Source organism: Streptomyces sp. NPDC096013 (genome assembly GCF_044763565.1).
In the GTDB taxonomy this organism is placed as follows: Bacteria; Actinomycetota; Actinomycetes; order Streptomycetales; family Streptomycetaceae; genus Streptomyces.
The window spans coordinates 388,613-401,590 of record NZ_JBIWGK010000008.1; the positions used below are offsets into that span (position 1 = coordinate 388,613).

The 12,978-nt window shown below is 71.5% G+C and carries 14 protein-coding genes; 8 read left to right on the forward strand and 6 right to left on the reverse strand.

The features are described from left to right. The first annotated feature begins 12 nt into the window (after positions 1-12). Positions 13-1,017 carry an ADP-ribosylglycohydrolase family protein gene (locus ACIRB1_RS27495; RefSeq protein WP_403467351.1) on the forward strand — a complete coding sequence of 335 codons (1,005 nt, stop codon included), beginning with the start codon at positions 13-15 and terminating at the stop codon, positions 1,015-1,017. After that, positions 1,014-1,934: a PfkB family carbohydrate kinase gene (locus ACIRB1_RS27500; RefSeq protein ID WP_403467352.1), complete on the forward strand. Its 921-nt coding sequence runs from the start codon at positions 1,014-1,016 to the stop codon at positions 1,932-1,934. Before ACIRB1_RS27495 ends, ACIRB1_RS27500 begins: the two co-directional genes overlap by 4 nt. 7 nt (positions 1,935-1,941) lie before the next feature. On the opposite strand, the gene ACIRB1_RS27505 is transcribed toward ACIRB1_RS27500, so the two are convergent. Further along, positions 1,942-3,363, reverse strand: a complete 1,422-nt coding sequence (locus tag ACIRB1_RS27505) for a family 2B encapsulin nanocompartment shell protein (protein WP_352179148.1) — start codon at positions 3,361-3,363, stop codon at positions 1,942-1,944. A gap of 224 nt (positions 3,364-3,587) precedes the next feature. On the opposite strand from ACIRB1_RS27505, the gene ACIRB1_RS27510 reads away from it, so the two are divergent. Continuing rightward, the gene (locus ACIRB1_RS27510; RefSeq protein WP_352179613.1) at positions 3,588-3,962 is read left to right on the forward strand and encodes a LysR substrate-binding domain-containing protein; all 375 of its coding nucleotides are present in this window, start codon (positions 3,588-3,590) and stop codon (positions 3,960-3,962) included. A gap of 296 nt (positions 3,963-4,258) precedes the next feature. Beyond that, entirely contained in the window at positions 4,259-5,155 is an 897-nt protein-coding gene (pqqB, locus tag ACIRB1_RS27515; protein WP_403467353.1) for a pyrroloquinoline quinone biosynthesis protein PqqB, read from the forward strand. 9 nt (positions 5,156-5,164) lie between these two features. Here pqqB and ACIRB1_RS27520 read toward each other — a convergent pair whose 3' ends face one another. The 4 genes from ACIRB1_RS27520 to ACIRB1_RS27535 form a co-directional block, all read right to left on the reverse strand. Further along, complete coding sequence (locus ACIRB1_RS27520; RefSeq protein ID WP_352179146.1) at positions 5,165-5,578, reverse strand: MarR family transcriptional regulator; 414 nt, start codon at positions 5,576-5,578, stop codon at positions 5,165-5,167. A gap of 97 nt (positions 5,579-5,675) precedes the next feature. Beyond that, positions 5,676-6,026, reverse strand: a complete 351-nt coding sequence (locus ACIRB1_RS27525; RefSeq protein ID WP_352179145.1) for a VOC family protein — start codon at positions 6,024-6,026, stop codon at positions 5,676-5,678. 144 nt (positions 6,027-6,170) lie between these two features. Next, positions 6,171-6,938, reverse strand: a complete 768-nt coding sequence (locus ACIRB1_RS27530) for an SDR family oxidoreductase (RefSeq protein WP_352179144.1) — start codon at positions 6,936-6,938, stop codon at positions 6,171-6,173. Positions 6,939-7,003: 65 nt separating this feature from the next. Next, complete coding sequence (locus tag ACIRB1_RS27535; RefSeq protein ID WP_352179143.1) at positions 7,004-7,309, reverse strand: putative quinol monooxygenase; 306 nt, start codon at positions 7,307-7,309, stop codon at positions 7,004-7,006. Positions 7,310-7,455: 146 nt separating this feature from the next. Between ACIRB1_RS27535 and ACIRB1_RS27540 the strand changes: the two genes are divergently transcribed. Then, the gene (locus ACIRB1_RS27540) at positions 7,456-7,992 is read left to right on the forward strand and encodes a helix-turn-helix domain-containing protein (protein ID WP_352179142.1); all 537 of its coding nucleotides are present in this window, start codon (positions 7,456-7,458) and stop codon (positions 7,990-7,992) included. Between the two features lie 825 nt (positions 7,993-8,817). Next, on the forward strand, positions 8,818-9,024 hold the full coding sequence (locus tag ACIRB1_RS27545) for a hypothetical protein (RefSeq protein WP_352179612.1): 207 nt from the start codon (positions 8,818-8,820) through the stop codon (positions 9,022-9,024). A 134-nt stretch (positions 9,025-9,158) separates the two neighbouring features. Here ACIRB1_RS27545 and ACIRB1_RS27550 read toward each other — a convergent pair whose 3' ends face one another. Next, entirely contained in the window at positions 9,159-10,190 is a 1,032-nt protein-coding gene (locus ACIRB1_RS27550; protein WP_403467354.1) for a LacI family DNA-binding transcriptional regulator, read from the reverse strand. A 167-nt stretch (positions 10,191-10,357) separates the two neighbouring features. On the opposite strand from ACIRB1_RS27550, the gene ACIRB1_RS27555 reads away from it, so the two are divergent. Together ACIRB1_RS27555 and ACIRB1_RS27560 are read left to right on the forward strand one after the other, a co-directional pair. Then, complete coding sequence (locus ACIRB1_RS27555) at positions 10,358-12,379, forward strand: beta-galactosidase (protein ID WP_403467355.1); 2,022 nt, start codon at positions 10,358-10,360, stop codon at positions 12,377-12,379. A 309-nt stretch (positions 12,380-12,688) separates the two neighbouring features. Next, on the forward strand, positions 12,689-12,970 hold the full coding sequence (locus ACIRB1_RS27560) for a helix-turn-helix domain-containing protein (protein ID WP_352179139.1): 282 nt from the start codon (positions 12,689-12,691) through the stop codon (positions 12,968-12,970). Positions 12,971-12,978 lie beyond the last annotated feature (8 nt).

Sequence of the window (12,978 nt, forward strand, 5' to 3'; positions counted from 1 at the left end):
CGGAAAGCACCCATGACCCTCCAGAGCCGCGCCACCGGAGCCCTCCACGGACTTGCCCTCGGAGACGCCCTCGGCATGCCCACCCAGATGCTGTCCCGCCCGGACATCACCTCTCGCTACGGCCCCTTCCTGACCGGCTTCCACCCGGCCGCCCCCGACCATCCCCTCGCCGCCGGGATGCCGGCCGGAGCCGTCACCGACGACACCGAACAGGCCCTGCTGCTGGCCGAGTTGCTCCTCGACGGCAAGGGCCGCGTCGACCCGGCGGAACTCGCCCGGCGGCTGGTCGCCTGGGAGGACGACATGCGCGCCCGCGGCTCGCTCGACCTCCTCGGACCGTCCACGAAGCGCGCGGTGGAGCTCCTCCTCGCGGGCACCCCGGCCGACGAGGTGGGGCGCCACGGCACCACCAACGGCGCGGCGATGCGGATCGCCCCCGTGGGCATCGCGGTGCCGATCGCGGAACCGGCCGTGCTGGTGGACCGGGTGGTGGAGGCCAGCAGCCTCACCCACAACACCGGGGTCGCCCTCGCCGGTGCCGCCGCCGTGGCCGCCGCGGTGAGCGCGGGAGTCGATGGGGCGTCAGTTCCGGAGGCGGTCGAAGTGGCCGTGTCGGCGGCGCGGTTGGCGGCGGGGCGCGGGCACTGGGTGGCCGCCGCCGACGTCGCCGAGCGGATCGTCTGGGCGACCGGACTGGTGCGGGGCCTGACCGAGGCCCAAGTCCCCGAGCGGGTCTACGCGTTGGTCGGCACGAGTCTCGCCACGCAGGAGTCGGTGCCCGCCGCCTTCGCCGTCCTCGCCGCCCGCCCCGACGACCCCTGGCGGGCCGCCCTGCTCGCCGCCTCCGTCGGCGGCGACTGCGACACCATCGCCGCGATCGCGGGAGCCGTCGGTGGCGCCTGTCACGGCGTGGACGCCTTCCCGGCCGACGCGCGCGAAACGCTCGTCCGCGTCAACCCGAAGCTCCAACTGGACGCCACAGCAGCCGCGTTGCTGGAACTCCGGCACCGGCCGTGAGCGCCAGGCTGTGGCACCTCGGCAACGTCGTCGTCGACCTGGTCCTCGAGGTCCCCGCCCTCCCCGAGCGCGGCGGCGACGTCCTCGCCACCCGCACCGAGCACACCCCGGGTGGCGGCTTCAACGTCATGGCCGCCGCCGCCCGCCAAGGACTCGCGGTCGGCTACGCCGGAGCCCACGGCACCGGCCCCTTCGGCGACCGGGCCCGCGCCGCGCTGCACACCGAAGGCATCGACGTCCTCCTCGCACCGCGCACGTCAGCGGACACCGGCTTCGTGGTCTGCCTCGTGGACGCGGAAGGCGAGCGCACCTTTGTCACCAGCCCTGGTGCCGAGGCCACCCTGACCGCCGCCGACCTGACCGAACTCCGGCCCGAGGCAGCGGACTTGGTGTACGTCTCCGGGTACAGCCTGCTCCACGACAGCAACCGTGCCGCCCTGCTCGACCTCCTGCCCCGACTGGACCCGGCCGTCACGCTGGTCACCGACCCGGGGCCCCTGGTCCGCGAAATCCCCACGGGCGCCCTGGAGTCGCTGCTCACCCGCTCCGACTGGTGGAGCTGCAACGCCCGCGAAGCCGCGCTGCTCACCGGCCTCGACGAGCCGGCCGAGGCCGCCCGCGCGCTCTCGTCCCGGCTGCGGCGCGGCTCGGTGCTCGTCCGTACCGGGCCCGACGGATGCCTCCTGCACCACGGCGGACGGCTTGTCGCAGTGCCCGGGTTCGTCGTCGACGCCGTCGATCTCAACGGCGCCGGCGACGCGCACACCGGGGTGTTCATGGCCGCCCTGGCTCGGGGTGTGGACCCGGTGGCCGCCGCGCGCCGGGCCAACGCGGGCGCCGCTCTGGCCGTCACCGCGTCGGGACCGGCGACGGCGCCGGACGCGGCACGGCTGGACGCGTTCCTGAACCAGCCGTGACCGTCGGTCAGTTGCCGTCCCAGCGGGAGACCTCGACGTTCTCCAGGATGCCGATCGCGTCCGGCACCAGGACGGCCGCCGAGAAGTAGGTGCTCACCAGGTAGGAGATGATCGCCTGCTCGTTGATGCCCATGAACCGTACGTTGAGGCCCGGTTCGAGCTCGTCCGGGATGCCCGTCTGGTAGAGGCCGATCACGCCCTGGTCGTCCTCGCCGGTGCGCATCGCGATGATCGACGACGTACGGGACCCACTCACCGGGATCTTGCCGCAGGGGAGCAGCGGCACCCCGCGCCAGGCGGGCAGATGGTGGCCGCCGACGTCGATGCCGCTGAAGTACACACCCCGCTTGTTGCACTCGCGGCCGAACGCGGCGATCGCCTTCGGGTGGGCGAACAGATAGCGGGTGTCGCGCCGCATGCTGAGCAGCTCGTCCAGGTCGTCGGGGGTCGGCGGGCCGGAGTGGGTGGAGATCCGCTGGTCGTAGTCGGCGTTGTGCAGCAGGCCGAAGTCCCGGTTGTTGACCAGCTCGTTCTCCTGCCGCTCGCGCAGGGCCTCGACGGTGAGCCGGAGTTGCTGCTGGGTCTGGTTCATCGGCTGGTTGTAGAGGTCGGTGACCCGGCTGTGCACCCTCAACACGGTCTGGGCGACGCTGAGTTCGTACTCGCGCGGGGCGAGGTCGTAGTCGACGAACGTGCCCGGCAGGTCCGGCTCGCCGACGTGTCCGGCGCTCAGCGCGATCGTCGCCTCGCCGAACGGGTTGACCGGACGGTGCTCGTCCGCGCCGGCCGTCTCGACGTGCGCGCTCAGCTCCGGGTGCCGTTCCGCGACGGCCTGGTACGCCGAGTGCGGCAGGGCCAGCACTGTGGTCGCCGTCGCCGCGCGGGCCGTGAACTCCCAGCTGCTGTCAGGGTCGTTGAGCACCTCGCCGCCGAAGGTGTCGCCGTCGGCCAGCAGCCCGGTGACCGCCTCGTCGCCGTAGGGGCCCTCGCTGAGCCGCTCCACCTTGCCGTGCGCGATCAGGTACACCTGGTCGGCGGGGCGGCCTGCCTCCACGATCAACTGGCCCGGCGCGTAATCCCGTTGCTCGAACCGCTCGGCCAGCGCGCCGAGCGCGTCGGGGTCCGAGAAGCCGCGCAGCGCCGGCAGTTCGCTCAACTCGGCCGGGACGACCCGCACGTATGCGCCGGTCTGCACGAACGTCACCCGTCCGTCGCCGCGCGTGTACGACAGCCGGCGGTTGACCCGGTAGGTGCCGCCGGGCACGTTCACCCAGGGCAGCATGCGGGTCAGCCAGCGTGAACTGATGCCCTGCATCTGGGGTTCGGACTTGGTCGTGGTCGCCAGAGTGCGTGCCGCGGCGGTACCGAGGCTCTGTTGTTCCCGCTCCTCGGCGCCCGCCTCGGGCGCGGTACCGGTGTCGACCGACATGGTGCCTTCTCTCCTGTCGCACGGGTGACGGGACGGTGCCGTCCCGTCACATTCCGTGCGTAGAACTACCCTTCGCCGGTCACGACGAGTGATGACGTCGGACGGCGGTCGAGGCACATGCCAAACGCACGTGCTCCCACACCACCCCCGGGCCACTCGGCCTCACCCGTTCGGCGGTATCCGAGACGGCGTGACTCACAGGGTCTTGCCCAGGCACCGTCACCATCGGCTCCGCCGAACACGCGGCCGACCAGTTCCTGCCACGGCTGACCGCCGCCGTCCAGGAGAGGTGGCCCGGCTGCCGGGTCCGCTTCCGCGTCGACCGCCTGGCCCGGCTCGTCGAGGCCGTGGAACGCGACAGCGTCGACGTCGCCGTGTACGTCACCGAGGCCGCAGCCACCGAGGACACACCGGTCGGCGGACCCCACTCACCTGGCACGCGACCCTCGGCAGGCAGCCATCGGCCGCGCCCGCGCTCGTCCCGCTGGTCGCCATCGAGGACCCCTGCGCGCTCCGCCACCGCGCCCTCTTCACCCTTGCCGCGCATGGCGTACCCGCCGCGGTCGTCGGGGGCGCGGGCCATCTCGCCGGGGTCCTGAACATCGTCCGCACAGGGCAGGGCGTCGCGCGGCTCGCGGGCCGTGGGTTCGGCTCCGGACGGGCTGGCTCCGTACGACGGGCTGCCTTCTGTCACTCCGATCCCGATGGGCGCGCCTGCCCGACCGGGTGCCGGTCCAGAGACGTTGGTCGCGGACTTCGCGGCCGTACGCGATCTGTCGCGCCGACGGGGGAGAAGCAGCCGGAGATCGGCCGGAACTGCCCCCTGCGGTGCGGTAGTCCGGCCCGGTTTGGAGGAAAGATCCCTCGGGGAGATTCGGCGGGTCCACAAGGGGGCGTGATCGTCGTGAGGGTCGTCCTGCTCGGTACGGCAGCCGGTGGCGGTTTCCCGCAGTGGAACTGTGCCTGCGCGCTGTGCGCCGAAGCCCGCGACGGGAAACTGCCCTCGCGTACGCAGGAGTGCGTGGCCGTCACCGGCAACGCGCGCGACTGGTGGCTGCTCAATGCCTCACCCGACATCCGCACCCAGCTCACCGCCACCCCCGCGCTCTGGCCGGGCCCCGGCCTGCGCGACACCCCGGTGCGCGGCGTCCTCCTCACCGACGCCGAGGCCGACCACGTCGCCGGACTGACCGTGCTGCGCGGGGCGGCGGGCCTCAAGGTGTACGCCCCCTCGCCCGTCCTCGCCGCGCTCGCCCCGGCCCGCGCGGTCCTCGACCGCTACGCCCCCTGGGAGTGGTCCGACAGCCTCGCCGAGGGCGGCTTCGTCCTGGCCGGCGGCCTGGTCGTCACCGCGCACCCGATGACCACCGAGACCCCGAAGCACGTACGGCCCCGCCCACCGGACGCCCGCTGGGTGACGGCGTACCGGATCGAGGACCTCGCCACCGGCGGGGCACTCGTCTACGCACCCTGCGTCCCGGCCTGGACGGACACCCTCGACGACCTGCTGACGACGGCCGACTGCGCGGTGCTGGACGGCACTCGCTTCACGGCGGACGCGGCGGCCACGACACCCAGGGGTGCCCCCACCGGTCTGCCGACCAGGGGACATCTGCCCGTCTCGGGCCCCGGCGGCAGCCTCGCCGCGCTTGCCCGCCACCCCGAGGTCCGCCGGATCTACACCCACCTCGACAACACGAACCCGCTGCTCGACGCGGGTTCGGCGGCGCGGGCGCAGGTGAACGGGGCCGGGGTCGAAGTGCTCATGGACGGGGCCGAGTTCGTGGTGTGATGGGGTACGTCAGCCGTCGCTGCCGGGGTCGGGGGCATCCAACATCCGTGCCAGGGCACTCCGTTGGAGCGGGAGCACCTCCGCGTGCAGCTCGCGGCCCTTCCGGGTCAGCGCGACCCACACTCCGCGCCGGTCCTCGATGCACACGGAGCGCTCCACGAGCCCGTCCTTCTCCAGCCTGCCGATGAGACGGGAGAGCGCGCTCTGGCTGAGATGCACCCGTCCGACCAGGTTCTGCACCCGGCACTGGTCGCCTTCCTCGGGCGACTCGGCCGCGAGCATGTCGAGCACCTCGAAGTCGCTCGCGCCCAGGCCGTGCGGGTGCAGCACGCGGTCGATCTCGCACATCGTGCGCGCGTGCACGGACAGGATGTCCCGCCACTGTTCCTCTAGCTGCCGGGCACCGGCCGACTTCACTGCCATACCCGAACGGTACACCGATTCGGCCAGTTATTGAGTGCGCAACTAGTGCGCGTGCAAGTAGTCGACCGGGCCCAGCGGCAGGCGGCGGGATTCTGCGTCAGGCTGCCGGGTTCTGGGTGAGGCCGACGAAGTTCCCGTCCGCGTCCTTCACGAACGCGATCAGCTTGCCGCCGCCGACGTCCTGGACGTCCTGGACCAGCTCGGCGCCCGCCTCCACCATGGCCGCGAGCCGGGTCCGGATGTCGTCCACGGTCCAGTAGGGCACCGGCCCGGTCATGCCCCGCGCGTGCCCGTTCGGGTCCAGGCCGACGTCCTGTCCGGCGGCCTTGTAGCCGACGTAGTACGGCTCGTCGGCGTACGGCTCGACTCCCAGCAGCGCGCCGAACAGGGCCTTCGCAGCGTCGAGGTTCTTGACGGGGTAGATGATCGTGTTCAGTCCGTCGGTCATGGCGAGTTCCTCCGTGAAGCGTGGTCCGACGGATTTCGCCGGTGAATTCAGGCTAGGGCGGGGGAGGTGGCGGGGGCTTCTTCGATCCTGATCGAGTGGGCCGTGTGTGGGGGGGGTGATCCGGCGGTCCGATGCCCCCGGTTCTCACCAATCGATCGTGGTCGTCAGGAAGGGCTCGTCCTCGGGGGCCTCTTTGCGGGCCTTGAGGGCTCGCCCGGCCGGTTCGCCGACCGGCAGACGCAGCGGGGGCTCGGGGTGCTCGATCGTGTCGGCCACCGCGGTGGCCACGTCCTCCGGGGTGATGGCCTCGCCGCGGAGGGCGGGCAGCGCCGCGTACAGCGGGCCGTAGGGATCGTCGTCCTTGAGGAACACCTTGGCGCGTTCGCCGCCGCCCGAGGAGACTGCGCCCGGCTGCACGATGCTCACCTTGACGCCGAAGTGACCCGCCTCGATGGCGAGTGTCTCGGCGAGTGCCTCCAGCGCCCATTTGCTGGCGGCGTAGGGGCCGATCATGGGCAGCACCAGGCGTCCCTGGATGCTGGAGACGAAGAGGAGGCGGCCCGCTCCGCGTTCGCGCATCGCGGGCAGTACGGCCTGTGCCACGCGCAGGGCGCCCAGGGTGTTGAGCTGGAAGAGCCGTTCGACCTCCGCGAGCGGGACGCTTTCCAGGGGCGCACGCACGGTGTCACCGGCGTTGCTGATGAGGACGTCGATGTGACCGGCGTCCCGGACGGCTTGGTCGACGCTCTCCTGGTCGGTGACGTCGAGGCGCAGCCGCTGATCCACGGCGAGGTCGGCCAGGGTTTCCGGTCGGCGCGCGGTGGCGATCACACGGTGGCCCCGTTCCGCGAGCGTGACGGCGATGGCTCGGCCGATGCCCTTGGAGGCGCCGGTGATGAGTACGGACGACATGGGTGGACCTCGTCTTTCGTGGGGTACGGCGGTGTGGCGGTGTTAGTCGGTGGACGAGGTGCGGCTCAGGCGGCGGCCTTGTCACCGACGAGGTTCCCCCGCATGAGCCAGGTCGGGCCCTCGGCGTAGGTGCCGGCCTCGGCGAAGAACGCGGCGAAGTGCGGGCCGGTGGCGTGCGCGGTGAACGCGTCGAGGTCGGCGTAGACCTCGTTGAGGTAGAAGACGTCCGGGTTCTCCTCGTCGGCGATGACCTCGAACCGGCGCGAGCCGGGCTCGTTCGCGAGGGAGGCGCGGGCGGTCCTGTGAGCCGCCCGGACGAAGTCGTCGCGGTGCTCGGGCCGGACGGTGAAGGACACGAGGAACTGGTACATGAGGGGGGCTCTCTTTCAGCTGCGGACCAGCCGGTTCCGGTGCTTCGGCGAGGTGACGGTCAGCGGTTCAGTGACTGAACTGCCCTGTGTGACCACCGTAGCACCTGCCAGTTCAGTCAGTGAACCGCCCTTGGTAGGATTGGGGCATGACACTCCCCAATACCTATGCCGACGCGAACTGCCCCCTCGCGCGCACACTGGAGGTCGTAGGTGAGCGCTGGACGCTCATGATCATTCGCGACGCGTTCTACGGCGTCCGGAGGTTCGGCGACTTCGCCACCCAGCTCGGTGTCCCGCGAGCGGTCCTGACCAACCGGCTGAAGTCGCTCACCCAGGAAGGCGTGCTGACGCGTGAGGACGACGGGGCCGGTGTCGTCGAGTACCGCCTGACGGACAAGGGCCTCGCCCTGTGGCCGGTCGTGCGCGCGCTGATGAACTGGGGAGAGGCCTTCTACTCCCCGGCCGGGGTCAAGCGGCTGCTGCGCCATGACCTGGACGGGGGAGTCCTTGACGGGGACGGTCGGTGCGGGGAGTGCGGTGCTGTGGTGCCGGTCCAGGAGATCCGGAGCGAACCCGGACCCGGCTACCGACCGGCCGGCGTCGAGAGTGATCCCGTCTCCAGCGCGATCAACACCCCGCGACGGCTGCTCGAACCGATCGTGACGGGGCGTGCGGCGGGGTGAACCGACGGGGTGGATCGGTCGTCGGGTGGGGAGCTGCCCGGCGATGAAGTAGGCCTCCGGGTAAGGGAGTTCGCGTCGCGGGAGCCGGGGCTCTCATGCTTCGGGGTGGATGCGCACGGTTGCGAGCCGATGCCCGCGCTGCCCGAGTCGGTGATCGGGGCGTTCGAGGAAACCTGCGGTGTTGGTCTGCCGGGGGAGTGCCGGTCGGCAGTCGCGGAGGCGGGCGACGGGTCCGCCCGCCTTCGGTGCGGGGTGATGTCGTTGGCCGTGCTCCGGGCGGACGCCGGTGAGGAGTGGGCCGCGGGCGACGAGTGGGAACGGGACCGGCTGCCGGGCCGCTGCCGATCGACTGCTTCCGCCGATCAGCCCCGCTCGGACCGGCCCAACCGCGAGCTTCCGCCCCCATCGACAACCCTCCCACCCGTAGCCCCTTCGCTCGCACACCCGTACACCGGTCCGACAGCCGAGTGCCCAGTGGCGCCGTAAATCGAACACGTGCTTGAATTTGGCCATGCCATCGTTTCTCGACCGCCTTGCCCAGACCCACCAGGAGGGGACTGCCCCCTGTAATCACCTCGCCCGACGACCCGATCGCACCGAACCGCGCCGACGGATGGACCGGAGCATGAGCCGACCGTCAACTCGGCTGTATTTGCGCGCCCGTTGGCGGCGACAGCCCCCACGTCCCGGTGCGTGGTGCGGACCACGCGACCTGGGGCGATCGCCCGGAGACGCGGACGAGCGGCTCGGCCGATGACCCACTGGAACGCGGAGTCGCAGCCCCCGGACGACCCCGACCCCGAAGCCGTACCCGTACCGATTCGCGTGATCGTTCATCCGCCGTTGGCCAAGGGCGGCCGGCGTGTACGCGTGGACGGCGAGATCCTCGGCCTGGCCCACAGTGCCACCGACGTGGCGGAATTCCTTCGCCGAGCCGGACTGGACATCGACCCGGCGGAACTGGCAGGGCAGCCGTGGATCGACTGGCGCGGTGCGGGGCCCGAGCGATGGGGCCCCGAGACGAGTAACTGACGTACCGCCGACGACGGTTGGCGCCGACCCTGCCCGCGGGAGCCCGGCGCCTCGACGCCTAGGCTCCTCAACTCCCTATACCAGCCGAGCTGTTACCCCGCCCCTCACGCCGACAGCTCTCACGTCGACACCCTTCACGTCGACTCCCGCTTCACCAACTCCGTCGGCAGTATCACCGCCGCCGTATCCTCCCCGCCGATCTGCGCCAGCAGCACCCGCACCATCTCCGCACTGATCCGGTCGAACGGCTGCCGCATCGTGGTGAGTTCGGGGCTGGACGCCAACGCGGCGGGGGAGTCGTCGAAACCGCCGACCGCCACGTCCTCCGGTACCCGGCGCCCGGCTCGTTCCAGGGTGGTGAGCACGCCGCGTGCCATCAGGTCCGAGGCGACGAACACGGCGTCCAGGTCCGGGACTTGGGCGAGCAGGCGCTCGGCGCCCCGCTCGCCGCTGAGGCGGCTGTAGTCGCCGGAGACGATGAGGTCGTCGTCCACGTCGATGCCCGACTCCGCGAGCACCTCCTTGTAACCGGCGAGGCGTTCGATGCCGCCCGGAGTGTCCAGCGGACCGGTGACCGTGCCGATGCGGCGGCGGCCGAGGGAGAGGAGATGGCGGGTCATGTCGCGCGCGCCCTCGCGGTCGTCGGCGGCCACGTAACTCACCTTGGAGCCGAGCCCGATCGGCTTGCCGCACGCGACCAGCGGTACACCCGCCCCGCTCAGTTCCTCCGCCACCGGGTTCCCGGAGTGGCTGGAGACCAGCAGGACGCCGTCGACGTGCCCGGCGGTGATGTACCGGGTGATGCGCCGCCGCTCGTCCTCGGTGCCCGCCAGCATCAGCAGGAGCGGGATGTCGTGCGCGGCCAGCGCCTGGGTGCAGCCGCGCAGCAGGACATTGAAGTTCGGGTCCTCGAAGAACTTCTCCTGCGGTTCCGTCAGCAGGAAGCCGACCGAGTCCGAGCGCCCGGTGATCAGCGAACGCGCGTGCCGGTTCACCACGTAACCCGTCTTGCGGATGGCCGCGTTGACGGCCTCCTGCGCGGCCGGGCTCACATAGTGCCCGCCGTTGAGGACACGCGACACCGTGCCCCGCGATACGCCGGCCTCGCGCGCCACGTCATGGATCGTCGGCGGCCTGCGCCGACCCCCCGTATTGCTCATGGTCAAGACTCTACGGCTCCTGGGACCACGGTCAGTAGCACAGGGATGGGAGCGTTCACAGCAGAGAAACGTCGGGGACACTTGTCAGAGGTCACGGACGTGCGGTTATGTTGGGGTGCGCCCTGGGCCGTGCTGTGTGCACGTTCCCAAATGATCGACTACGGGAGAGATGCATGCCGGAGACCACCCCCAAGGGCCTCACCAGGCTCGCCTTCGGTGGGGACTACAACCCCGAGCAGTGGCCGGAGAGCGTCTGGGAGGAGGACGTCCGGCTGATGCGGGAGGCCGGCGTCACCATGGTGAGCGTCGGGATCTTCTCCTGGGCACTGCTGGAGCCCGAGCAGGGTGTGTACGACTTCGGCTGGCTGGACCGGATCATCGGCCTGCTGCACGAGAACGGCATCCGCGTCGACCTCGGGACGCCCACCGTCTCCCCGCCCGCCTGGTTCTACCGCGCCCACCCCGACGCGCTGCCCGTCACCGCCGACGGCACCCGCTACGAGTTCGGCTCACGCGGCGCGATCTGTCACAGCAACGCCGACTACCGCGCCGCCGCCGCGACCATCACCACACAGCTCGCCGAGCGCTACGGCGACCACCCCGCCCTCGCGCTGTGGCACGTCTTCAACGAGTACGGCGTCCCCGTCTCCGCCTGCTACTGCGACTCCTGCGCCGCCCACTTCCGCCGCTGGCTGACCACGACCTACCAGACCGTCGACGGCGTCAACGAGGCCTGGGGCACCGCCTTTTGGGGCCAGCGCTACGGGGACCTCGGCCAGATCAACCCGCCGCGGCTCACCCCGACCGCCGTCAACCCGGCCCAGGCGCTGGACTACACGCGGTTCGCCGACGCCACCATGCGCGAGAACTTCGTCGCGGAACGGGACATCCTGCACCGCCTCTCGCCCGGCGTCCCGGTCACCACCAACTTCATGACCGCCCTCAGCCAGTGCGAGTCCGTGGACTACTGGGCCTGGGGCCGCGAGGTCGACCTCGTCACCAACGACCACTACCTGATCACCGACGGCCGCCGCACCCACGTCAACCTCGCGATGGCCGCCGACCTCACCCGCTCCGTCGCGGGCGGCGCCCCCTGGCTGCTCCTCGAACACTCCACCTCGGGCGTCAACTGGCAGCCCCGCAACCCCGCCAAGGCCCCCGGCCAGATGGCCCGCAACGCCCTCTCGCACGTGGCGCGCGGCTCGGACGGCGCGATGTTCTTCCAGTGGCGCCAGTCCCGGCGCGGAGCCGAGAAGTTCCACTCGGCGATGCTCCCGCACGGCGGCACCGCGACCCGTGTCTGGCGCGAGGTCGTCGAACTCGGTTCGGCCGTCGAGGAGTTGAGTGAGATACGCGGCACGCGCACACAGGCCGACGTGGCCGTCGTATGGGACTGGCATTCCTGGTGGGCGCAGAAACTGGAGTGGCGTCCCAGCGAGGACCACGACGCCCGTGAGCGTGCCGACGCGTTCTACGAGGCTCTCTACGACCGGCATCTCACCGTCGACTTCGCGCACCCGGAAGCCGACCTGTCGGCCTATCCCCTTGTCGTCGTACCGGCGTTGTATCTGATGACGGAGGCGGCCGGGCGCAATCTGAAGCGGTACGTCGAGAACGGCGGCACCCTCGTCGTCTCCTACTTCTCCGGCATCGTCGACGAGCACGACGCCGTCCACGAGGGTGCCTACCCGGGCGCGCTGCGGGACGTACTCGGCTTGACCGTCGAGGAGTTCTCGCCGCTCCTGGCCGGCCGGCGGGTGCGGATCACCGGACCCGACGGCTCCGAACTCACCGGCGACGTCTGGACCGAGTTCGTCGTCCCGGACGGCGCCGAGACCGTGTGGACGTACGCCGAGGGCCTCACCGCCGACCACCCGGCCGTCACCCGGAACCGCCTCGGCGACGGCACCGCCTGGTACGTGTCGACCCGCCTCGACGCCCACGGCCTGGACGCCCTCCTCGGCTGGGCGGCCGAGGACGCGCGGATCACCCCGCGCGCCGACCTGCCCTACGACGTGGAGGTCGTCCGGCGCGCGGGGGCCTCGGGCGACTATCTCTTCGCGATCAACCACAGCGCCTCGGACGTCAAGGTCCAACTCGGCGCCGAGGGGACCGAGTTGCTGACCGGCGAGCGGGCCGCGGGCGGTCTCGCGGTGCCCGCCGGAGCCGTCCGGGTCGTACGACTCGACGGCTGAGCCGACTCCCCTCCGCCCGCGCGAGCCGTGAGCCGCGGGTGGAGGGGGACGTCCCTCGGGGCCCTCCGGGCGTGCGGTTCTGTTCGGCCGCGGCGGTGCGGTTCGGCCATGTCCGGGTCCGGTGGCCGGGGGCCGGCCGCTCTGGTGCGATCCCGTCCCACCCGCCGCTCCACGCCCCAGGGCCGGTCGGTCCCCTCGAACAGGACCGGTCGGTCCCGGACAAGGGTCACCGAGTCCGGGACGCGGCGAGCCGTGCTGCGGGAGAGTGGAAGGACGCGGCAAGCGGCGAGCAGGACGGAGGGTCACGAGATGCTGAGGACTCCGGCAGGTCAGCGGCGGTTGGACATTCTGGAGTGGCTGAGAGAACCGGCCGCCCACTTCCCCGCCCACCGGTGTGTCCCCGAAGCCGGTGTGAGCGCGGAGGCGGTCGCGGCCAAGCTGGGCGTGTCCCGCCAGGTGGCGGACACCCACCTCGAACTCCTCACCTCCCTGGGCCTGTTGAGGGCGCGGCGGGTCCGGCGGCGCACCTACTACCGGCGCGACGAGGTCCGTATCGCCGAGGTGGCCCGGATGTTCGAGAAGGGCTGGTAGGCCGTCCT